The sequence below is a fragment of the Bradyrhizobium sp. C9 genome (assembly GCF_002532045.1).
Taxonomy (GTDB): Bacteria; Pseudomonadota; Alphaproteobacteria; order Rhizobiales; family Xanthobacteraceae; genus Bradyrhizobium.
The window spans coordinates 1-21,827 of the sequence record NZ_NWTG01000042.1 but is presented as its reverse complement, the minus strand read 5'-3'; the positions used below and the strand labels follow the sequence as shown (position 1 = coordinate 21,827).

Annotated in this window: 22 protein-coding genes and 1 pseudogene; 9 read left to right on the top strand and 14 right to left on the bottom strand. The window is 66.1% G+C overall.

What is annotated here, in order from left to right:
- Positions 1 to 3: 3 nt before the first annotated feature.
- The 3 genes from CO675_RS38455 to CO675_RS38445 are packed head-to-tail and all read right to left on the bottom strand — an operon-like array spanning position 4 to position 2,854.
- Positions 4 to 819, bottom strand: a complete 816-nt coding sequence (locus CO675_RS38455; RefSeq protein WP_097677077.1) for an ABC transporter permease — start codon at positions 817 to 819, stop codon at positions 4 to 6.
- Positions 819 to 1,733 (bottom strand): ABC transporter permease, encoded by a 915-nt coding sequence (locus tag CO675_RS38450; RefSeq protein ID WP_097677076.1) that lies wholly within the window; start codon positions 1,731 to 1,733, stop codon positions 819 to 821. The genes CO675_RS38455 and CO675_RS38450 overlap by 1 nt, the downstream gene beginning before the upstream one ends.
- On the bottom strand, positions 1,730 to 2,854 hold the full coding sequence (locus CO675_RS38445; protein ID WP_097677075.1) for an ABC transporter ATP-binding protein: 1,125 nt from the start codon (positions 2,852 to 2,854) through the stop codon (positions 1,730 to 1,732). The genes CO675_RS38450 and CO675_RS38445 overlap by 4 nt, the downstream gene beginning before the upstream one ends.
- 273 nt (positions 2,855 to 3,127) lie before the next feature.
- On the opposite strand from CO675_RS38445, the gene CO675_RS38440 reads away from it, so the two are divergent.
- Positions 3,128 to 4,357 (top strand): tetratricopeptide repeat protein, encoded by a 1,230-nt coding sequence (locus tag CO675_RS38440; protein ID WP_097677096.1) that lies wholly within the window; start codon positions 3,128 to 3,130, stop codon positions 4,355 to 4,357.
- 7 nt (positions 4,358 to 4,364) lie between these two features.
- Here CO675_RS38440 and CO675_RS38435 read toward each other — a convergent pair whose 3' ends face one another.
- From CO675_RS38435 to CO675_RS38425, 3 genes are all read right to left on the bottom strand, one after another.
- Entirely contained in the window at positions 4,365 to 5,831 is a 1,467-nt protein-coding gene (locus tag CO675_RS38435; protein ID WP_097677074.1) for a glycerol-3-phosphate dehydrogenase, read from the bottom strand.
- Between the two features lie 222 nt (positions 5,832 to 6,053).
- On the bottom strand, positions 6,054 to 7,625 hold the full coding sequence (locus CO675_RS38430; protein WP_245453085.1) for an ABC-F family ATP-binding cassette domain-containing protein: 1,572 nt from the start codon (positions 7,623 to 7,625) through the stop codon (positions 6,054 to 6,056).
- A gap of 330 nt (positions 7,626 to 7,955) precedes the next feature.
- Positions 7,956 to 10,643, bottom strand: coding sequence for an EAL domain-containing protein (locus CO675_RS38425; protein WP_097677073.1), 2,688 nt, complete (start codon positions 10,641 to 10,643; stop codon positions 7,956 to 7,958).
- 201 nt (positions 10,644 to 10,844) lie between these two features.
- On the opposite strand from CO675_RS38425, the pseudogene CO675_RS38420 reads away from it, so the two are divergent.
- Positions 10,845 to 12,005: pseudogene (locus tag CO675_RS38420) on the top strand (NAD(P)/FAD-dependent oxidoreductase); the annotation flags it as partial.
- 95 nt (positions 12,006 to 12,100) lie between these two features.
- Here the strand turns inward: CO675_RS38420 and CO675_RS38415 are convergent.
- Complete coding sequence (locus CO675_RS38415) at positions 12,101 to 12,286, bottom strand: YdcH family protein (RefSeq protein WP_050422666.1); 186 nt, start codon at positions 12,284 to 12,286, stop codon at positions 12,101 to 12,103.
- 240 nt (positions 12,287 to 12,526) lie between these two features.
- Between CO675_RS38415 and CO675_RS38410 the strand changes: the two genes are divergently transcribed.
- From CO675_RS38410 to CO675_RS38400, 3 genes are all read left to right on the top strand, one after another.
- Complete coding sequence (locus CO675_RS38410) at positions 12,527 to 12,733, top strand: YdcH family protein (RefSeq protein ID WP_024583705.1); 207 nt, start codon at positions 12,527 to 12,529, stop codon at positions 12,731 to 12,733.
- 187 nt (positions 12,734 to 12,920) lie between these two features.
- Complete coding sequence (locus tag CO675_RS38405) at positions 12,921 to 13,130, top strand: hypothetical protein (RefSeq protein ID WP_097677071.1); 210 nt, start codon at positions 12,921 to 12,923, stop codon at positions 13,128 to 13,130.
- Between the two features lie 19 nt (positions 13,131 to 13,149).
- Positions 13,150 to 13,401 carry a hypothetical protein gene (locus tag CO675_RS38400; protein WP_097677070.1) on the top strand — a complete coding sequence of 84 codons (252 nt, stop codon included), beginning with the start codon at positions 13,150 to 13,152 and terminating at the stop codon, positions 13,399 to 13,401.
- A gap of 20 nt (positions 13,402 to 13,421) precedes the next feature.
- Here CO675_RS38400 and CO675_RS38395 read toward each other — a convergent pair whose 3' ends face one another.
- Positions 13,422 to 14,144, bottom strand: coding sequence for a GGDEF domain-containing protein (locus CO675_RS38395; RefSeq protein WP_097677069.1), 723 nt, complete (start codon positions 14,142 to 14,144; stop codon positions 13,422 to 13,424).
- A 146-nt stretch (positions 14,145 to 14,290) separates the two neighbouring features.
- On the opposite strand from CO675_RS38395, the gene purE reads away from it, so the two are divergent.
- Together purE and CO675_RS38385 are read left to right on the top strand one after the other, a co-directional pair.
- On the top strand, positions 14,291 to 14,779 hold the full coding sequence (gene purE, locus CO675_RS38390; RefSeq protein WP_097677068.1) for a 5-(carboxyamino)imidazole ribonucleotide mutase: 489 nt from the start codon (positions 14,291 to 14,293) through the stop codon (positions 14,777 to 14,779).
- The gene (locus CO675_RS38385) at positions 14,776 to 15,879 is read left to right on the top strand and encodes a 5-(carboxyamino)imidazole ribonucleotide synthase (RefSeq protein WP_097677067.1); all 1,104 of its coding nucleotides are present in this window, start codon (positions 14,776 to 14,778) and stop codon (positions 15,877 to 15,879) included. Before purE ends, CO675_RS38385 begins: the two co-directional genes overlap by 4 nt.
- An 85-nt stretch (positions 15,880 to 15,964) precedes the next feature.
- Here CO675_RS38385 and aqpZ read toward each other — a convergent pair whose 3' ends face one another.
- Entirely contained in the window at positions 15,965 to 16,687 is a 723-nt protein-coding gene (gene aqpZ / locus CO675_RS38380; protein ID WP_097677066.1) for an aquaporin Z, read from the bottom strand.
- Between the two features lie 264 nt (positions 16,688 to 16,951).
- On the opposite strand from aqpZ, the gene rpsU reads away from it, so the two are divergent.
- Together rpsU and CO675_RS38370 are read left to right on the top strand one after the other, a co-directional pair.
- The gene (gene rpsU / locus CO675_RS38375) at positions 16,952 to 17,248 is read left to right on the top strand and encodes a 30S ribosomal protein S21 (RefSeq protein WP_021078544.1); all 297 of its coding nucleotides are present in this window, start codon (positions 16,952 to 16,954) and stop codon (positions 17,246 to 17,248) included.
- 188 nt (positions 17,249 to 17,436) lie between these two features.
- A complete protein-coding gene (locus CO675_RS38370; RefSeq protein WP_245453084.1) occupies positions 17,437 to 18,021 on the top strand; it encodes a tetratricopeptide repeat protein in 585 nt (194 codons plus the stop codon).
- A gap of 9 nt (positions 18,022 to 18,030) precedes the next feature.
- Here the strand turns inward: CO675_RS38370 and CO675_RS38365 are convergent, their stop codons facing one another.
- From CO675_RS38365 to CO675_RS41840, 5 genes are all read right to left on the bottom strand, one after another.
- A complete protein-coding gene (locus tag CO675_RS38365; protein ID WP_097677064.1) occupies positions 18,031 to 18,924 on the bottom strand; it encodes a hypothetical protein in 894 nt (297 codons plus the stop codon).
- A 274-nt stretch (positions 18,925 to 19,198) separates the two neighbouring features.
- A complete protein-coding gene (locus CO675_RS38360) occupies positions 19,199 to 19,483 on the bottom strand; it encodes a cupin domain-containing protein (RefSeq protein WP_092123500.1) in 285 nt (94 codons plus the stop codon).
- A 121-nt stretch (positions 19,484 to 19,604) separates the two neighbouring features.
- On the bottom strand, positions 19,605 to 20,702 hold the full coding sequence (locus tag CO675_RS38355) for a calcium:cation antiporter (RefSeq protein WP_097677063.1): 1,098 nt from the start codon (positions 20,700 to 20,702) through the stop codon (positions 19,605 to 19,607).
- Between the two features lie 55 nt (positions 20,703 to 20,757).
- On the bottom strand, positions 20,758 to 21,576 hold the full coding sequence (locus tag CO675_RS38350) for an alpha/beta hydrolase (protein ID WP_097677062.1): 819 nt from the start codon (positions 21,574 to 21,576) through the stop codon (positions 20,758 to 20,760).
- A 14-nt stretch (positions 21,577 to 21,590) separates the two neighbouring features.
- Entirely contained in the window at positions 21,591 to 21,725 is a 135-nt protein-coding gene (locus CO675_RS41840; RefSeq protein WP_283808137.1) for a hypothetical protein, read from the bottom strand.
- Positions 21,726 to 21,827 lie beyond the last annotated feature (102 nt).

Below are 21,827 nucleotides of genomic sequence, written 5' to 3'. Positions count from 1 at the left end.
GCCTCACAGCGGTGCGGCGCTCTCGCCGCGCGCGCTCGACAGTTTCGAGGCGAATGAGGCGACCACGATGATCACGGCGATCAGCGCGATCACCAGCGTGCAGATCGCGTTGATCTCCGGCTTCACGCCGAGCCGCACTTCCGAATAGATCCGGATCGGCAGCGTCGCCGAACCCGGACCGGTGGTGAAGCTCGCGATCACGACGTCGTCGAGCGACAGCGTGAAGGCGAGCATCCACCCCGCCACGATCGCCGGCACGATGAGCGGCAGCGTCACCAGGAGGAACGCGCGCACCGGATCGCAGCCGAGGTCCATTGCGGCTTCCTCCAGGCTACGATCGAGCGTGGCGAGGCGCGACTGCACCACCACGGTGACGAAACACATCGTCAGCGTGGTATGGGCGATCGTCACCGTCCAGAAGCCGCGCTCGGCATTCAGCGCCACGAACAGCAGCAGCAGCGACAGGCCGGAGATCACCTCGGGCATCACCAGCGGGGAATACAGCATGCCGGAGAACAGCGCCCGTCCCCGGAACCGCTCACCCCGCGCCAGCCCGACTGCCGCCAGCGTGCCTAGGAGAGTCGCCAGCGTCGCCGACACCGCGGCGACCGACAGGCTCATCCACGCCGCATCCAGCATGGCGCGGTCGCTGAAGAACTCGTGGTACCAGCGCAGCGACCAGCCGCCCCACACCGTCACCAGCCGCGAGGCGTTGAACGAGTAGATCACGAGGATCACGATCGGCAGGTAGAGGAACGCCAGCCCGAGCGCGAGCGAGGTCATGTTGAAGCGCGTGAGGCGGGTCGCGGAGTGCGCCATCAGCGGCCACCCGCCAACTGGCGGCGTTGCAGGCGGTCGTAGAGCACCAGCGGCGGCACCAGCAGCAGCAGCAATGCGACCGCCGCAGCTGACGCCACCGGCCAGTCCTTGTTGGTGAAGAACTCGAGCCACAGCGTCTGCCCGATCATCAGCGAATTGGAGCCGGCGAGCAGATCGGGGATCACGAACTCGCCGACGATGGGGATAAAGCAGAGCAGCGCGCCGGCGCCGACGCCGGGCAGCGACAGCGGGAACGTCACCAGCCAGAACGCCTGCAGCGGCGAGGCGCCGAGATCGCCCGCGGCTTCCAGCAGAGATGCATCCATCTTCGAGAGCGTCGCATAGAGCGGCAGGATCATGAACGGCAGATAGGAGTAGACGATGCCGAGATACATCGCGCTGTCGGTCGACAGCCAGACCACCGGCGCGGACACGATGTGCAGCGCGAGCAGGATCTGGTTGAGCAGGCCGTCATGCTGCAGGATGTTGATCCAGGCATAGATGCGGATCAGGAACGAGGTCCAGAACGGCACGATCACCAGCATCATCGCCACGCCCTGCCAACGCTGCGGGAGCCGCGCCATGCCGTAGGCGATGGGATAGCCGATCAGCAGCAGGACCACGGTCGAGGTTACGGCGACGACGAGGCTGCGCAGATAGGACAGGATGTAGAGATTGTCCTGCAGCAGCAGGCGGAAATTATCGAACGACAATTGCGCGAACGCGGCCGCCAGCGCCGCGCGCCCCTCCGTGAAATCGAACACCGGCGTATAGGGCGGCTGCGCGATCGCAGTCTGCGACAGGCTGATTTTCAGCACGAAGCCGAACGGCACCAGGAAGAACAGCACCATCCAGAGATAGGGTGCGATGGCGGCGAACCGCGCCGGACGAGCGAAGATGCGGCGCGCGCTCATTGCTCGAGCACCAGGCAGTCGTCGGCGGTGAACCATGCCACCACGCGCTGGCCGGCGAGATAGGCGTCGACATCGAGCCGCGCGGTATTGGCCATCGACGAGCGCACCACCGCGCCTGTCTCCAGCTTCACGCGGTAACTGGTCACGCCGCCGAGATAGTTGACGTCGGTGACGACACCCTCCAGCCGGTTGATGGTCTGCGATGCGCCCGCATCCGAGGCCGGCGCACGGCGCGACAGCTTCACCTTCTCGGGGCGGATCCCAACGCTGACCATCTCCTTGGTCACCGGCGGCCACAGCTCGCTGACCGCGAGCGCGCCTGCTTCCGCGGTCGAGACCGTCAACCGTCCGTTCTCGCGGGCGGCAATCTGGCCGTTGAACAGGTTGATGTCGCCGACGAACTCGGCGATCCAGCGCGAGGCCGGCGCCTCGTAGAGATTGCGCGGGGTGGCGACCTGGACCAGACGGCCGGCATCCATCACGCCGATCCGGCCGGCCATCGTCATCGCCTCCTCCTGATCGTGGGTGACGATGATGAAGGTCATGCCGAGCCGGCGCTGCAGCTCCATCAGCTCGCCTTGCGTGCTCTCGCGCAGCTTCTTGTCGAGCGCGGCGAGCGGCTCGTCGAGCAGCAGCACCTGCGGGCGGCGCGCCAGCGAGCGCGCCAGCGCCACGCGCTGCCGCTGTCCGCCGGAGAGCTGGTCGGGCTTGCGCTTCTCGAGCCCCTCGAGCTTGACGAGGGCCACCATCTCCGCGACGCGGGTCGCGATGTCGCGGCGCGCCATGCCGGCACGCCTGAGGCCGAAGGCGATGTTGTCGCGCACCGACAGATGCGGAAACAACGCGTAGTTCTGGAACATCATGTTGACGGGCCGCTCATGCGGCAGCACCTGCGCGATGTCGCTGCCGCCGAGCAGGATGCGGCCCTCGTCCGCCGTCTCGAAGCCTGCGAGCATGCGCAGCAGCGTGGTCTTGCCGCAGCCGCTCGGGCCGAGCAGCGCGAAGAATTCGCCGGCGCGGATGTCGAGCGAGAGCTGGTCGACCGCGCGGAAATTCCCGAACGATTTGGCGACGCCCTCGATCCGCAGCAGCGGCATGTCCGAGACGGCCGGTTCAGGCAACGGCCTTGCCGCCTGCGCACTCGCTTCGCCCGATGTCACGTCCGCAAGCCCCGATTCCCCACAAGGTCCAATCCTGGCGGCAAGCTAGCGGCGGATCGGTACCGGCTCAACCGCTTCTCGGAACATCTCCCGCAATATTGTCGGCTTCCGCGCCTCTGCTAGACTTCGCAGCCAAACTCGGGAGGACAACCGATGATTCACGACCGCTACGGCCTGCCACTGACCACCACCTCGGACCGCGCCGCCGCGTACTATGTCGACGGCGTCGATCGCATGCTGGCGGCGCTGCACGGCGCCGACTCAGCGTTCGAGGCTGCGATCGCCGAGGACCCGGCGTTCGCATTGGCCCATCTCGGCCGTGCCCGCGTCCACCAGCTCAACATGGAAGGCGCCCAGGCGCGCGCCAAGGCGGCCGATGCGCGGCAGCTCGCGCCGACCGCGACGCCGCGCGAGCGTCAGCACATCGAGATCATCGCGTCGGTGATCGAGGGTCGGGGCAAGACGGCGATGACAGCGGCCGAGCAGCATCTCGCCGAATATCCGCGCGATGCGCAGATCCTCTCGCTGTTGCTCGGCGCCTTCGGCCTCTATGCCTTCTCCGGCCGGCCCGACCATGACGCCGCGCGGCTCGCAATCTCGGAACGTTATGCCGGCGACTATGGCGACGACTGGTGGTTCCTCACCTATCTCGGCTGGTCGAAGACCGAGGCCGGCGACCTCGTCTCGGGCCGCGCCATCACCGAGCGCGGCTATGCGCTGAAGCCGGAGAATGCCGGCGCCGCACATGCGGTGGCGCATGCGCTGTTCGAGCAGGGCGACGCGGCGGAAGGCCGCAGCTTCCTCTCCGCATGGCTGCCGGCGAATGATCGCACCAGCTTCCTGCAGGGCCACCTCGCCTGGCACCTCGCCTTGATCGCGATCGAGGAAGGCGACGCCGACGGCGCGCTCGCGATCTACGAGCAACACATCAAGCCGGCGGGCCGGCCCTATCCGCCGCTCAATATCTACACCGACACGGCCTCGCTGCTGTGGCGGCTGTCGGTCGCCGGCAAGACCGGCCTCGAACCGCACTGGAAGGATGTCGCCGCCTATGGCGACGGCTACTTCCCGAAGGCCGGCGCGCATTTCGCCGACGTGCACCATGCGCTGGTCGCAGCCACGACGGACATTGATGCGCTGGAGGCGCGATTGACCGAGATGGCGGCGCGCGACGCCGACGGCAAGCTGGCGCCCGGCCCTGCCGCAATCGGGCTCGGCCGCGGCGTTGCCGCCTTCGCCGCCGGCGACCATGAGCGCGCCGTGCGCATCCTGGCGCCGCTGATGCCCGAACTGGTGCGGATCGGCGGCAGCCATGCGCAACGCGAATTGTGGGAGGACACCTTCATCGTCGCCTGCCTCCGCGCCGGCCAGGGCCGGCAAGCAACGAACCTGATCTCGGATCGGCTGCATCGCCGTCCATCCCGGCGTGACCTCGCCTGGTCGCAGGAGGCGGCGCGGCAGTAGCCGAGCCTTAATCGCCCTTCGTCATGAACGCCGCGAGCGAATCCTGATCGGCTTGCGGCATGGTCAGGCCGAGCTTGGAGCGGCGCCACAGCACGTCGTCGGGAAAGCGCGCCCACTCCTTGCGCATGAGGTAGCGCACCTCCGCGCCGGTCAGTTCCGGGCCGAAGGCCGGCCCGAGATCCGCCTTCTGCTTCGCCTCGCCCAGGATGTCCTTCACGTTCAACCCATAGGCGGCCACCAGCCGCCGCGCCTCGTCCTCGCCCAGGAAGCGCCAGCGGTCGCGAACGATGTCGACCTCGGTCTCGAAGCGCTGCCACGCGAATTCGCCGCCCGGCAGCTGCACGGTTGCGGTCCAGCGCGGCGTCATCGGATAGAACCGCGTGAACTCCGACATCGCCCGCTCGGCGCGGTAACGCGCGGTGGTGACGTCGCCGCCGAAGATGGTGAGCAGCGGGGCCTTGCCGCGCCGATAATCGAGCGACGCGGCGCCATCGCTCATGCGCCGTCGCCGGGGGGCGATGACGGAATTGGCGCCGGAGATCGTGCGCAGCACATCGGCCGGAGTGATCTGCTCGCGAAAATAGCGATTGGCTGCGTCGCAGAGATAGGCCACTTCGCGCACGCCCATCGCCACAATGGCGGGATCACCCTTGAAGGCATGGCTGACGCTGCCGATCAGGGTGAAATCGCGCGCGTAGGGACTGGCGAAGATCAGTTGGCCGTCGCTGTTCTGGAACCCATAGACGTTGTCGCAGTCGAACAGGCGGCGGACCACGATCTGGCTGATCTGCACGGTCGCAAGCGGTGGCGCCGGCACGCGCAACACAGTGTCGGCGACGGAGGCGGTCCATGCGCCGGTCGCGTTGACCAGCGACCGCGCCGTGATCACCCGGCGATAGCCGCGGTCGATTGCGACCAGCCGCCAGGTCTCGCTGCGCTCGGCCCGGATCACGCGCGCGCCGGTGCGGATATCGGCGCCACGTGCCGCGGCATCGACAGCGTTAAGCACCACGAGCCGGGAATCGTCGACCACGCAGTCGGAATACTCGAACGCGGTTCCGAACGGCCGCTTCAGCGCATTGCCGACCGGATGGTGGGTGACATCCAGCGTCGTCGACCGCGGCAGGCCGCTGCGCGAGGCGAGCCGCTCGTAGAGCAGCAGCAACGACCGCAATTGCCAGGGCGGCCGCTCCTCGGCATGCGCCGGGATCGCAAAGCGCGCCGGCCGCACCAGATGCGGCGCGATGCGCAGCAACACGTCGCGTTCCCTGAGCGCCCTGCGGACGCGGAACAACGCGCGCCGTTCCAGCCCGGCCAGATCGCCGTGGACCAGCCGCGGCGAGGCCTGCGACGCGCCGGAGCCGAGATCGCCCTGCTCCAGCAGGATCACGCGCAGGCCGCGGCCGGCCGCATCACGCGCAATGCTCGTGCCGTTCAGGCCACCGCCGATGATCGCGACGTCATAGTCCGCCATGGCAACGCCTATCGCATTTCAATGCGAACGAAATACGTGTTCGCGCGAAAAATGCGTCAAGGCGTGGCGCACCTCTCCCGCTTGCGGCGACGAGCGTACGCTTGCACGATTTCGGAATATTAGAATAATGCTCCTGAGTTGCCCGACGTGTCAAGTCGCTTGCTGCAACGCCGACCGCCACCGGCTACTTTGCATGGGGTTGTTTTCGATATTTTGGCAGCGCTAGCCCGCACCGGCCGAAGCGAAGAAGCCTTCGGGGCCATCGGCCTCGATCAGCTTCTTGCCTTCGATCACCCAGAACCGGTTGGCGACCGTGCGCACGAACTGGCGGTCGTGCGACACCAGGAGGCAACTGGCCTGCTGCTCCATCAGTTCCTCCTCCAGCGTCTCCTGGCCCTCGATGTCGAGGTGGTTGGTCGGCTCGTCCAGCAGATAGAAGTTCGGCTGGGTGAGCCTTAGCACCAGCATGCCGAGGCGGGCCTTCTGCCCGCCCGACAGCCGCCCGATCGGACGGCACTGCATCTCGATCGAGAGCCCGGCACCGGCGAGCAGGCCGCGGGCGCGCTGATCGCCGACCGCAAAGCGCCGCGTCAGCATGCGCATCGGCGTGTCGCTATCCGCGAGATCGGCCAGCGCCTGGTCGCAATAGCCAAGCACCAGCGACTCGGTGGCCCTGATCTCGGCGGCTGCCGCCTCGGGGTTCTCCATCGCGAGCCGCAGCGCCGCGACGAACCGGGTCTTGCCGGCGCCGTTCGGCCCGAGCAACGCGATCCGGTCACCCTTGCAGATGAACTGCTGGCCGGTCCTGAACAACGGCCTGCCGTCCGGCGTGGCGATCGCGGCGTTGTTCAGCCTGATCAGAACCTTGGCATGGGTGTCGCGATTGGCAAGCCGGATCGTGCCGGCCGAACGCTCGACATGCGCCGGCTTTGCGGTCTCCTCGAGCTTCTCGGCGCGCTGCTTCAACTGCTTGGTCTTCGACAGCAGAAGGTCGCTGCCGGAATTGATGCCGAGGTTGTTGAGCTTGGCGGCCTGCTGCCGCAGTTGCCGGACGGCCTTCATGTCGCGCTGATAGCGCCGCTCGTCCGAGGCATCGAACTCGTCGAGCGCCGCGCGTGCCGCGGTGTAGGGCAACGCGAACAGCTGCGAGCGTTCCGGGCGCAGGAACAGCGTCCGGTTGGTGGTCGCATCGAGGAAGGCGCGATCGTGGCTCGCGATCACCACCGGCATCTCGCGCGGCAGCGCATTCAGCCAGGCCTCGAGCCGGGCGATTTTGGCAAGGTCCAGATGGTTGGTCGGCTCGTCGAGCAGCAGCACGTCGGGCTCGGTCACCAGCACGCGCGCGAGCAGCGCAAGCCGCAGCCAGCCCCCGCTCAATTGCTTGAGCGGTCGTGCCCACAGCTCGTCCGGGACATCGAGCGATTGCAAGGCGACATCGACCCGCCAGCTCTCGCTCGTGCGTTGCTCGGTGGGGAGCGCCGCGAGCACGGCGGCATGGAACGGGGTATCCAGCAGCCTCGCTGGCGCATCCTGCTCGACATGGCCGACGGTCAGGCCGCGCGCGCGGGTGATGTCGCCTGCATTGGGCTCCATGCTGCCTGCGATGCAGCGCAGCAGCGTGGATTTGCCGCGGCCGTTGGCGGCGACGAGGCCGATCCGGTCGCCGGCATTGACGACAAAGTTCAGTTCGGAAAACAGCGGCGCGTTCAGCGTCACGCCGAGATTGCGGACATTGATGAGGGTCACGATCGATTCTCTGGTCTTGCCGGCGATCACCACAGCATCCCCGGGCATGCCAGCATGCCCTTGGGCATCCAGCCATCATCGGATGTGCGTGTCGAAGCGCGGCGAGGGATTCATGTGCAGGCACGGACGTTCAAACGTTCGGCGCCGCACGGCCACGAAGGGCAGACCAGGAAGAGATTTTATCCGAGCTTCCGGTCAGCCCTGCAAACGCATCTGCAGGGCGTTGACGGGGCCACGCCTGAGGTGATGATCGATGAATGTCGCCACGACGCAGCCCTCCTTTCTCGGCAAGAATGTTGTGGTGGGCCGAGATTTAACCGGACGTACCGCGGATGGCAAGCACCGCCGGCCGGGCCGATCCGACGGCTCAGGCCGATTTTACCCGGCCCTGCGCACGGTTTCGGCAAGGTGGTCGCCGCCGACCAGCGCGGCAAATTGACCGATCGGGGCCGGCCGGCCGATCAGATAGCCCTGCACCGCGTCGCAGCCTTCCTCAGCGAGGAAACTGAGCTGTGCCTCGGTCTCGACGCCTTCGGCGACGATCGACATCTCAAGGCCGTGGCCGAGATCGATGACCGCACGGACGATCGCGGCCGATTGCGGATTGCGGCCGAGATTGATGACGAAGGCGCGGTCGATCTTGATCTTGTCGAACGGAAACGCCTGCAGGTAGCTCAGCGAGGAATAGCCGCTGCCGAAATCATCCATCGAGATGCGGACGCCGAGCGCCTTCAGCCGCCGCAGCAGCGACAGGCCGCGGTCGAAATCCTCGATCAGCACGCCTTCGGTGATTTCGAGCTCGAGCCGGTCGGGCGTCAGCCCGGTCTCGAGCAGGATCGAATGCACGAGGCCGACAAGGTCGCCATGGGTGAACTGCGCCGGCGACAGGTTCACGGCGACCTGCATCGGCACCGCCCAGGAGGCGGCCTCCCGGCAAGCTTCGCGCAAGATCCATTCGCCCATCTCGACGATCAGGCCGCTTTCTTCCGCGAGCGGAATGAAGTCACTGGGCGGCACGAAGCCGCGCACCGGATGGTGCCAGCGCGCCAGCGCCTCGAAGCCGATGATCTGGCTGCCCGCAACGCTCGCGCCGGTGGCCGCCTGCGGCTGGTAGTAGAGCGACAATTCGCCGTTCTTGATCGCGACCGACAGCTCCTGATGCAGCACGCGGCGATCGCGGATCTGCTGGTCCATCTCCGGCTCGAAGATCGAGATCGTGCCGCGCGACTTGGCCTTGGCGCGGAACAGCGCCGCGCCGGAATTCGCCAGCAGCGAGGCCGCGTCGGATCCGTTGTGCGGGAACACCGCGACCCCCGCGGTCAGGCCGGTGCGCACCGATTTGCCGTCGATCGCGAAATCCTCACCCAGCGCCTCGGCGGCCTGCTCGGCCAGCGCAATGCCGGCGGCCGGCTGCTGGCCGTCGATGATGAGGCCGAATTCGTCGCCGGACAGCCGCGCAACCACGCCGCCGCGCGCCACGGTCTGCAGGCGCTGCGCGACTTCGATCAGCACCTTGTCGCCCATCGCATGGCCGTAGACGTCGTTGATCTCCTTCAGCCCGTCGAGGTCGACGCAGAGCACGGCGAACTCTTCGTCGGTGCCATCGCAGGCCTCGATCATCTGGGTCAGCGCCTGCAGGAAGGCGGCGCGGTTCGGCAGATCGGTCAGGCCGTCATGATAGGCCATGTGCGCCATGCGCGACTCGGTCTGCCGCCGGTCGGTGACGTCCTCATGGGTCTTGATCAGATATTGCGGCTCGCCATGGTCATCGAGCACGGTCATGCGGCGGGTCAGGAACAGCCGCAGGCCGTCCTTGGTCGAGATCGGGTGCTCCTCGGCGATCATGCTGCGCTTGCGGATCGCAGCCTCGTCGCGAGCGACGATCAGCTTGGCCTCGCGCGCATTGAAGATGTCGGACGCGGTGAGCCCGGCGGCGTCCTCGCGGCGGCGGTTGAGGATCGTCTCGGCGCTGCGATTGGCCAGCAGGTAGCGGCCGTCGCTGACGCGCTGCACGATCAGCGAGACCGGGATGTTGTCGACCACGAGCTCGAGGAATTTCTTGTTGTTCTCGAGCTCGCGCGACAGCGAACGGCGATCGGTGACGTCCTCGAACAGCGCAATCAGGAATTCCGGATCGCCGGCCTCGTTGCGGGCGATCACGCGGTTCGACGCCAGGATGCGCTTCTCCGAACCACGTTCGACGAAGAATTCGCTGCGATGATAGCCTTCGGGCGCGTCCAGCGCCGCGCGGTCGGCGGCATCGATGCTGACCGCGGTCTCGGAACGGAAGATCTCGTCGGCGCGCTTGCCCACGATGTGATCGCGCGAGAAACGCGAGAAGCGCTCGAACGCGCGATTGGCGAAGATGTAGCGGCCGTCCTCGATGTTCTTGGCCGCGACGCAGACCGGGACGTTGTCGAGCACGGATTCGAGGAATTGCGTGGTCGAGGCGAGCTTGCGCGACAGCTTGCGCTGGTCGGTGCAATCGAGATGGGTTGCGACCGAGCCGCCGTTCGGCAGCGGAAAATATTTCACCAGCACCGACCGGCCGCCGGGCAGTTCGGTGACCAGCCCATCGGGCGCTGCGGCCCTGGCGAAGAAATCCTCGGCGCTTATGTCGAGCACGCCGCGGTCGCGGCGCAGTTCCAGCAGCTCGGTGCCGGTCATGTTGCGCCTGATGTCGGCGCGCGACAGGCCGTAGATGTCGAGATAGCGGTCGTTGCAGAACACGATGCGCTCGCGCGCATCGGTCATCACCACGCCCTGGTTCAGATGGTTGAGGGCGGACGACACGAAGGCGTTGCGACGCAGTTGCGCGCGCTTGGCCTTGCGCAGGGCCGAAAGGATCCACAGCCCGACCGCGCCGAGGAAGGAGGCAACCACCACGCTGCCGATCAGGAGCTCCCAGACCACGCCGGGATCGAGGTCACCAAGGTAGGTCGACGGTGCGAAGGCGGCCGTGGCGGCCTGGGCGACACCGAACGGCACGACGGCGGCGATCAGGCAAAGGACGGCCCTTGCCGGAATCGAATTCTTCCCGCCCGCCTGCCACTTCCTGCCAGCCATCAATCACCCGCGGATTTCCGGGGCGAGTGTCCGGCTCGGGCGGTTTGGATCGGGTAAACGCATAGGGACGCAACTGGAAAATGCCACTTAATGTACGGCAATTGCCCTGACATGATTAATGCTGCCCTAACAGAGCATGGCTCCCCAACTATTTGAGATGGCCCAAGCACTTGCCCAAATCGGCGGGATCGGCAGAACGATGGTGGCGGTAGCAGCACGCGCGTCGCTGCGCGGAAATGTTCGGACCTGAAGGACGAGATGGACAGGGTTGATTGCGTGATCGTCGGTGCGGGGGTGATCGGCCTCGCCGTGGCGCGCCGGCTGGCACAGGCCGGCCGCGAAGTGATTGTCATCGAGGAGGCCGAAGGGATCGGCACTGTGACCTCGTCGCGAAACAGCGAGGTGATCCACGCCGGCATCTACTACCGGGCCGGCAGCCTGATGGCGCGGATGTGCGTCAGCGGCAAGCGGGCACTTTATCGTTACTGCGCCGAGCACGGCATCCCGCACAAGAATTGCGGCAAGCTGATCGTCGCCACCACGCCTGCGGAAACCGAAAAACTGCAGTCGATCCGGGCCCATGCCGAGGCCAACGGCGTCGACGACATGCAGCTGCTATCCGGCGAGGCGGCACGCGCGCTGGAGCCGGCGCTGAACTGCGACGCCGCGCTGCTGTCGCCCTCCACCGGGATCATCGACAGCCATGCCTACATGCTCGCGCTGCGCGGCGACGCCGAGGCGGCCGGCGCGGCGTTCGCCTTCCATACGCCGCTGCTCCACGCCAGGGCCACGGCCAACGGGTTCGAGGTCGAGGCCGGCGGCGCGGCGCCGATGACGCTGGCCTGCGATCTCCTGGTCAATGCCGCCGGCCTCGGCGCAACGGCCGTCGCGCGCAACGTCGAGGGCATGCCGATCGGGTTGATTCCAACGGCCTATCTGGCCAAGGGTAATTACTTTAGTTGCAGCGCCAGGGCGCCGTTCTCGCGCCTGATCTATCCGGTGCCGGAGCCCGGCGGGCTCGGCGTGCATCTGACGCTCGACATGGCCGGACAGGCGAGGTTCGGCCCCGACGTCGAATGGATCGATCACATCGATTATGCCGTCGACCCCGATCGGGCCGAGCGGTTCTATCCGGCGATCCGCAAATACTGGCCGACCCTGCCGGACGGGGCGCTGATGCCGAGCTATTCGGGAATCCGGCCCAAGATCGTGCCGCCGGCGGTCGCGACCCAGGATTTCCTGATCCAGGGACCAGCCGATCACGGCGTCGCCGGCCTGATCAACCTGTTCGGGATCGAATCGCCAGGACTGACGTCATCGCTCGCGGTCGCCGACCACGTCGGCGAGCTGGCGGAGCTCTGAGCAAATGCAGCATAGCCTTCCCGGGGGATGCGCGCTGCGGCGTTCATCCCTCGGTAAAAGGCCAGACTATTTGCTAAATTTGCGGAGGAACCGGCTTAGTGGACCGTGTCGTCGGCGGAAAGTCTCAACCGCTCGATTTGATCCTTGACCATCAGCTTGCGGCGCTTGAGCTCGCAAATGTGGAGATCGTCTACGGAGGGGTGAACGAGTGCTTCGTGCAGTTCGTTCTCGAGTATTTTGTGCTTACGCTCCAGCTCAACGAGATGGGCCTGTATTGCCATTGCGAACACTCCTCGGTGCGTTAAACCTCAGGTTCGATCCGGACCAATAAGTCTACACGAGTGGACGGTGCTGTCGATAGGGGACGCGAAATGCCGCACGCACTCATTTCGGTTTATCTGTAACTAATCGTGACTATGGAACCGGTTCGGCTTGCGCCGCGCGCGCTCAGGGAGGATATTCCGGCGAGCGGCTGCTTCGGCCGCAACAACCTCATCGTGCTTACCAGTCAATACACAACCATGAACGATCAGGATGAGCGCGAACTCCTCGCCGAGCTTGCGCGTCTGCAACAAGAGCACCGCGACCTCGATGCCGCGATCGACGCGTTGCATCAATCGCCGGCGCCGGATCTCTTGATGCTGCAACGCTTGAAGAAGCGGAAGCTGCAATTGCGCGACCGCATCGCCTTCATCGAAGATCAGATCACGCCCGACATCATCGCCTGACGCCCGCCTCCGCGGTTTCGGCGGCCCGCCGGTTCAGATCAGGCGGCGGTTTTCCCCGTCATCCACAGCGCCTCATTGGCTTCACGTTCGCGGCAACGGACGCGGACGTGCTTTTCGGCGCTTGACTCCAAAAGAACAAAATAAGAACATGCCGATCCAGCCGCCAGCCATCAGAGGGAGTTTCGTTATGTCCGCACTGCCTTCCCTGCCCGACAACAGCCGCTACGAGAAGGCCTGCGATCAGGCGATCGCGATGTGCGACGGCAATCTGCGCAGCACCATCAAGGCGCTGATCATGGCCAACGAATATCTGGAAGCCGAACTCGAGGAATTGCAGGCCGCGATCGCGGCCGGCTGCGTGCCGGCGCGAACCCATGCGGCGAGCGATGCCGCCTGATCTCTGAGGGAGCACAGCAATGGCAGATGTGACCTACTACGTGGCGCTGCCTTTCATGCAGGACGACGACGGCACGCCGGTCGCCGGCAGTGCCGAGGAATGCCAGAGCTCGGCGGTCGCGCTGCGCCGGGCTGAGACGATGTCGCGGATGCCCGGCAGCATCGGCGCCGTCGCGTTCAGCCGCACCGGTGATCCCGCGATCGGCGAATTCGGCGATGCCAAGCTGCTGCGGGCCTACGGCAACGTGCCGGAGGATCTGAGCGCGCTTTAGGCCTGCTAGCTGCTGGATTACTAGCTGCTGGATTCATGGCGCCGCTGCGCCTTGCGCACATACATCGCACGATCGGCCTCATCGAGAACGCGATCGGCATCCGAATGCGCGGTGAGGATCGCAACGCCTGCTGAGGCGCCTGCGGTGACGCGGCTGCCACGGAACACAAAGGTCAGGCGGTCGATCGCCTCTTCCAGTGCAGCGGCCTTGGCGCGGGCATCGGTCTCGCTGAGATTCCACAGCAGCACCGCGAACTCGTCGCCACCGAGACGGCCGATCACGTCGGAGGCGCGCACCTGGTCCGATATTGCGGCGACGATCGTCTTCAGCACCTCGTCACCTGCCGCGTGCCCGAAGGCATCGTTGATCGGCTTGAGGCGATCGACGTCGAGCACGACCAGCGCGCCGGAGGCCTGATAGCGCTTGATGAAGGAGAGCGAACGGACGAGCTCGCGCTCGAAGCCGCGGCGGTTCAGGATGTCGAGCAGGAAGTCGGTCTCGGCGGAGGCCTGCAGCTCCTCGATCCGGGCTTGGGCCCGCGCCAGCTGCGCCCGCAACCTGCGGATCGTGGATTTGTCGCCGGACGCAACCGCGCCTCTAGTGGAAGCTTCGGTTCCAGCCGCCTTGGCTCCAGTCCCCTTTGCTGCCGTCCTGCCGGGGCCGGATTTGCGCGCGGCGGGCGCGCCTTTTCGTCGTTTTGCCGCCCCGGAGGCGGCCGCCGTCGTCTTCTTCTTCATGCGCATCCTTGTTGAGGCCTGCTTATGAAGGCTTGCCGGGATTCACCAAGACAGGATAGTCCATTCTAACTCCCTTGCCACGCCTTGGATGACGCCCGGGCCGCCCCTATAATCCGGCCTATGCTTTTGGATTCCTGCACAGAATTGAAGAGATGACCGCTCCGATCGCCATCATCATGGGAAGTCAGTCCGACTGGGAGACCATGCGCCATGCCGCCGAGACCCTGGCCGCGCTGGGCGTTGCCTGCGAAACGCGCATCGTTTCGGCACACCGCACCCCCGACCGGCTCTATGCCTTTGCCAAAAGCGCCAAGGCGGCCGGGCACAAGGTGATCATTGCCGGCGCCGGCGGCGCCGCCCATCTGCCGGGCATGACGGCGGCGCTGACGGAGCTTCCGGTGTTCGGGGTTCCCGTCGAGTCGAAGACGCTGTCCGGCGTCGATTCGCTGTACTCGATCGTGCAGATGCCGGCCGGCATCCCGGTCGGGACGCTGGCGATCGGCAAGGCCGGTGCGATCAATGCCGCGTTGCTCGCGGCGAGCGTGCTAGCGCTCAGCGATCCCGCTTTGTCGGCCCGTCTTGCGGCCTGGCGCCAGCAGCAGACCGATGCGGTCAAGGACCATCCGGAGGGCACGGCGTGACGGCTTCGAACCTCGTGAAGCTGAAGCCGGGCGACACCATTGGAATCCTCGGCGGCGGACAATTGGGCCGGATGCTGGCAATGTCCGCGGCGCGCCTCGGACTGCGCTGCCAGGTGTTTTCGCCGGATCCGGACTCGCCGGCCTTCGACGTGGTGCAGCACGCGACCTGCGCGGAATATGCCGACGTCGAAGCGCTCGAACTGTTCGCCAACGACGTCGACGTCGTCACCTATGAATTCGAGAATGTCCCGGCCGCGACCGCGATGGTGCTCGCGGCGCGCCGGCCGGTGCTGCCCGCGTACAAGATCCTCGAGACCACGCAGGACCGGCTGATCGAGAAGGATTTCGTCAGCAAGCTCGGGATCGGCACCGCCGATTATGCCGACGTCTCCTCGGTCGCGACGCTGCGCGCAGCGATCGAACGGATCGGCCTGCCCGCCGTGATCAAGACCCGGCGCTTCGGCTATGACGGCAAGGGCCAGGCCATCGTCCGCGCCGGCGATGACCTCGAGCAGGTCTGGCAGGACCTCGGCACCAAGTCGGCCATCCTCGAGGCCTTCGTGCCGTACGAGCGCGAGATCTCGGTGATCGCCGCGCGCTCGGCGTCCGGCGATGTCGAGTGCTTCGACGTCACCGAGAACGAGCACCGCGACCACATTTTGAAATTTTCCCGGGTCCCCGCCGCAATCCCCGAGCAGCTTGCCGCGCAAGCGCGGGCGATCGCCGAAAAGATCGCCACGGCGCTCGATTATGTCGGCGTGCTCGCGGTGGAGATGTTCGTGGTGCCCGGTAACGGCGCAGCGACAGTGCTGGTCAACGAGATCGCGCCACGCGTGCATAACTCCGGCCACTGGACGCTCGACGGCGCCTCGATCTCACAATTCGAGCAGCACATCCGTGCGATCGCCGGCTGGCCGCTCGGCAAGCCGGTGCGCCACGGCGAGGTCACCATGACCAACCTGATCGGCGACGACATCCTGAGCTACGAGCAGTGGCTCACCGTTCCCGGCGCCACCGTGCATCTGTACGGCAAGGGCACGCCGCGTCCCGGCCGCAAGATGGGCCACGTCACCGAAGTGACGCCGGCCCGCAAGCCGTAATTCCACACCCGCGGTCGCGGCCGCCTTCGCGGCATCAACGGAAATGGGATCGTGGCAACCACGATCCCATTAGCGCGCTAGCCGATCACGCAGTCTTGACGCCGGCGACGACGCCGGTCGGCTCATCGCTCAGCCAGCGATAGATCACGCCGCCGAGCGCGCCGCCGATCAGAGGCGCGACCCAGAACATCCACAGTTGCCCCAGCGCCCAGCCGCCGACGAACAGAGCCGGCCCGGTGCTGCGCGCCGGATTCACCGAGGTGTTGGTGACGGGAATGCTGACGAGATGGATCATCACCAGCGCGAGGCCGATGGCGAGCGGCGCGAAGCCGGCGGGCGCCTTGCCGTGGGTCGATCCCATGATGATGAACAGGAACATCATGGTCATCACCACCTCGGTGATGAAGCACACCACCATGCTGTAGTGGCCCGGTGAGTGCGCGTCATAGCCGTTGGAGGCGAAGCCCTTGGTGACATCGAAGCCGGGTGCGCCGCTGGCGATCACATAGAGCAGCCAGGCCGCGATGATCGCACCGGCGACCTGCGCGATGATGTAGGGCAACACCTGGCCGCCGGGGAAACGCCCGCCGGCGGCGAGCCCGACCGTCACGGCCGGGTTGAGGTGGCAACCCGAGATATGGCCGATCGCATAGGCCATGGTCACCACACTGAGCCCGAACGCCAATGATACCCCGACCAGGCCGATTCCGACCTGCGGAAAGCCGGCCGCGATCACCGCGCTGCCGCAGCCCGCGAATGTGAGCCAGAACGTACCGATCAGTTCGGCCGCGTATTTCTTCATGTCCATGTGGCATCTCCCCTATTTCCAATGTCCGGGTTATCTGAAACGCCGGGAGCGGCCCCGATCCTGGCGCCAAACCACCCAAATCAGGGCCGCACAAAGGCATTTTCGCCCCATTTCGTGGCTTTACTAGGCCCTAAAGTCACTCGACCGGTGGACATCTGCGCGTTTGTCTGATACATGCGCGCGCCTAGGGTTAAGAGGCAGGCCTTTTGCCGCCCCTTTACCTCGCCAGAATTCCGAACCGATCAATTCAAAAGAGGATGCCGCGTGCAGGTTCTCGTCCGCGATAACAATGTCGACCAAGCCCTGAAGGCGCTGAAGAAGAAGATGCAGCGCGAGGGCATTTTCCGCGAGATGAAGCTCCGCGGTCACTACGAAAAGCCCTCTGAGAAGAAGGCCCGCGAAAAGGCTGAAGCCGTGCGCCGTGCACGCAAGCTGGCGCGCAAGAAGCTGCAGCGCGAAGGCCTGCTGCCGATGAAGCCGAAGCCGGTGTTCGGCGCTGGTCCCGGTGGCGACCGCGGCGGCCGTCCCGGTGGTGCAGGCGCTGGTCGCGGACCGCGCTGAACCGTTTTACCGATCTGGAAGTCTAACAGCGCGGGCCACGGGCCCGCGTTGTTGTTTTGAAGCCAGCCGTATTCCGGGGTACCCATGCAAAACGACCGGCAAGAGCATTTTGCATGATGGCCGTTCCGGCGTCCCGCCCCCCGCTCCCGGACACTGCGCACCGCCGTCGTGCGGCGCAGTTCGTCATCATGGCCGTGGTTCTCGGCCTGCCGCTCGGGGGCTGCTCCTTCGACTTGGGATCATGGGGCTCGGACGACAAGCCGAAGCAGGCCGCCGCTGCCGACAAGCCTGCTGCCGACACCATCACCCCACAGGACATCAACAGCGCCAAGGATCACGCCACGCGCGGCCAGGTGCTGGCGCATTCCGGCAAGGTCGATGAGGCGCAGGCAGAGTTCGAGCAGGCGTTGACCGCCGACCCCTACAACATCCAGGCGCTGTACGGCCGTGGCCTGATCTATCAGGGCCGTGGACAGCATCAGCAGGCGATCGACGATTTCACGGCGGCGAGCGGGTTGTCGCCGCAGAAGGCCGAGCCGCTGATCGGCCGCGCCACCAGCTACCTCGCCCTCGACAAGGCCAAGCAGGCCGCGACCGACCTCGACGAGGCCGTGCAGGCCGATCCCAGCAATGTTGCGGCGTGGAGCACCCGCGGCCAAGCCTATGAGCGGCTCGGCGACAAGGCCAAGGCGGCGGCGTCCTACAATCGCGCGCTCGCGCTGCGGCCGAATGACGGCAGCGCGCGCAGCGGGCTGGCGCGCACCGGCGGCTAGAGCTTCGGGTTACTTCGGCAGAACGGCGTGGAACATCGACTTCATGCCGGAGAACATGTCGTCGGTCACCGACGTACGGTCGTTCTTCGGCGCCGGCATGGCGGCGTCGGCGCGCAGATCGAGCGGGGCCTGCAGCACCGGGACCGGAATGTCGGCCGGCGGCGTCAGCCGATTCGCATCCTGGGCATTGGCAGCGTAGGGCGGACGCGGCTGCGCGGCTTGATCGGCATTGTCGGTGGACGGGTTCGACACCATGATCGGCGGCGGCAACGGCCGGATCGCCGGGGCTGCCGCCGGACGCTGCTGGTCAGGCAGGCGGGCGAGATCGGTGCTGCGAGCGTCCTGGGAACGCGCAGCGTCCTGGGAACGCGCAGCCTCCTGCGGGCGCTCCTTGCGCAGCCGCTCGATGGCGGCACGCGCAAGGTCGTTGGCATCGCGGGCTTCCTCCGGCGTGACGGCGGACTCGACCGGCGCGGCGGCGGGCGCAACCTTCGCGACCGCCTTCGGCGCCGCCGGATGATGGCGCGCGTCGGCCGGGATGCTGGCCGTCTCGGCCGGCGCATCAGCTTTGGTGTCGGCGGATTTGGGATCAGCCGATTTGGGATCGGCGGGCTTCTCGGTGACGGTGGCCTTCTCCGACGCCGACCGCTCGATCAGGGTGCGCTCGGACATGCCCTTGGCCTTCACACCGGCTTCCGGGAGGCTGCTGACGACGGTGGACTTTTCGGCGGGCTTGGCGGCGGCTTTCGGATCCGCCTTGGGATCCACGGCCGCGGTCACGGCTGCGGCATCCGGCGCTTGCGGCTTGGCCACGATGTAGTGATTAACGATGTACGCCCCGATGATGGTCGCTGCCACCGAGGGTAAGATGTCCATCACGAATTTCTTCAGGTAACTCAGCATGACCTGCCACTCCCACCCCGTTATTTCATGCTGGAACTTTGAGGCACATTCAGGGATCAACTGCGACGGATCGGTGGCAAACCCCCGTTCCGACGTCACCTTTGGTGTCACTTTGGTTTCAGCGGAGGCGCCCCCTGCGTAGGCCGCATCCGCCTTCTAGATCATCGTGCAGCCGTTAACGGGTTATGAATTTCCACAGCCTCGCGGACTCGGACCTGCCATTCGGCGCACGCAGGGTTCCTTGTAAGGTTCTCTGCAGGGCTCTTGCACTACGTCAGGGCTTGAGTTCGACCTCGAGGAATACGATCTCGCTGGCCGTCTCGTTAAGCACGTCGTGCTGGACCCCGGCCTTGCGGAAATAGGACCTGCCGGCCCCCAGCTGCGCCTTCGAGCGCTCGCCGTTCGGCGCCACGATCGTCATCTCGCCTGCCGTGATCGGAACGATGACGTAGTCCATCTCATGGGTGTGGTGGCCGGTGGCGCTGCCCGGCGCGAGCCGCCATTCGGTCACGCGGACCTCCGCGGTATCCACCTGAACATCCGATTTGGCACTGAGCATCGTCACATCACCTCTCCACGAAAGCGTTTTCAAGCGAAGTCGGTACCGGTTCGCGTGAAGAAAAACGCGTCAAAGCAGGAATCCAGAGCCGCGTCCCGATTCGATCGGGACGGTAACGGCTCTAGGGCACGAAAACCATGAACACGAACACGGCGAACACCACCATGTGAACGAGCCCGAACAGGATGTTGGTGCGGCCGGTTCCGAAGGTGAGCATGCTGACCATGAAGGTGAGCAACAGGATCAGCATATGCTGATTGCTGAGCCCCAGCACCAGCTGCTTGTCGAGCACAGAGGCGGCAACCGCCACCGCGGGAACCGTGAGCCCGATGGTCGCGATCGATGAGCCGAGCGCGAGGTTGATGCTCTTCTGCAGGTCGTTCTTGCGCGCCGCCGAGACCGCCGCAACGCTCTCCGGCAGCAGGATCAGCGCCGCCACCACCAGGCCGGCAAAGGCCGGCGGCGCGCCGATCTTGACGGTGACAACGTCGACTACCAGCGAAAATTTCTTCGCCAGCAGCACCACCGCCAGCAGCGACACCAGCAGCAGGGCGACGCTGATCGCGGTCTCGCGGTCCGACATCACCTCGCCATGCGCAGCCGCCTCATTGGCGCCGCTGACGAAGTAATCGCGGTGGCGGATGGTCTGGGTGTAGAGGAACACCGCATAGAGCAGCAGGGTCACGATGCTGATCACGGCGAGCTGGGCCGTGGAATAGATCGGTCCCGGCGCGGTGAGCGTGAAATTCGGCATGTCGAGCGTGATGGTCGCGAGCACGAACAGCACGCTGAGGTAAAGGTTGGCGCCGGTGATCTGGAAATCCTGCTCGCGGTAGCGGATGCCGCCGATGAAGATGCAGAGCCCGACCAGGCCGTTGCAGACGATCATTACCACCGCGAACACGGTGTCGCGCGCCAGCGTCGGCGCCGGGGTGTCGCCCAGCATGATGGTCGAGATCAGCGCCACCTCGATGATCGTCACCGCCAGCGTCAGCAGCAGCGTGCCGAACGGCTCGCCGATCCGCTCCGCAATCATCTCGGCATGATGGACGGCCGCAAACACGGTGCCGAACAGAATCACCAGCAGCACGGCCGCGAACACCCAGCCCCCGGCCGATGGCGCGAAGCTGTAGCCGGTGGCGGAGACCGCGGCAAACAACAGCACCGCCAGAACGGGATACAGCCAGGCCGACCGCGGCATCGGTCCGTGTGCGCTCATTGTGGGGGTCCCCTCACGTCATTGGCCCCGATTATGCGACAGACAATCGCCGCCGTCAGCCTCTTGCGGCGTCGATAAACCGCCTCGCGGGATCCATCGCACCGAAATTATCGAGATCGTCGTGCCCGCCGCCGGGCAGGCGCACGAACTGCTTGGGCTCATGGGCGAGGCCGAACAGCCGCTCGCCGAAGCCGATCGGGATCACCGGATCGTTGGTGCCATGGATGATCAGGAGCGGCGCCGTGACGCCTGTGATTCGTCGATTGGAATGGAATTGATCCCGCATCAGCAGGCTGATCGGCACAAACCAGAAGTGCTCACCGGCGACGTCGGCCGTCGAGGTATAGGGTGCCTCCAGGATCAGCCTGCCGACCGGATGTTCGGCGGCAAGCGCGACCGCAACGCCGGTGCCGAGGGAGAATCCCCAGGCCACGATCTGCTCGGCGCGGTAGCGCGCGGTGGTGAAGGCGTAAGCGGCTGCGGCGTCCTGTAGCAGCCCCTGCTCGCTCGGAGCTCCGCTCGAGCCGGCGTAGCCCCGGTAGGACAGCGCGACCAGCCCGGTACCGTCGGCCGTGATGGCCTTGAAGCGCGCCACACGGCCGGCCAGGAAATCGCCATTGCCGGGAAAGAACAGCACGACCGGCCGGCCCGGCTTCGCCGGCACATGCCAGACGATGACCTTCTCGCCATCGGCCGTGGTGAGGACATGCTCTTCCGCGTCGGGAAGGCCCGCGGCTGCGGGCGCCGTCCGCCCGACCGGCGGGATCGGAAACAGCAATTCGCGCTGCTTGACGTACAGCACCGCGAGCCCGCCGAGATAGATGGCGACCGCGGCGATCACGAGCCATTTCAGGATTGCGAGTGCCAGCCCCATGATCGGTACCGCAGCTATGTCTTGCCGCGGGGCTTCCGCTGCTTCTCGACGTCAACCTTGATGCTGTCGGGGACCGGCCGGCACGCGCACGCCACCGCATGCGCGACATGCCACTTGATGCGCTGCTCGCGGGTGGCCCGAGGCGGCATGCGATGGTCTCGATGCCACTCCCGGTTCAGCGCCATCCGCCGCCTGCCCTACATCGCCTTGACGATGTTCTCGGTGACCTTCTTGGCGTCGCCGAGCAGCAT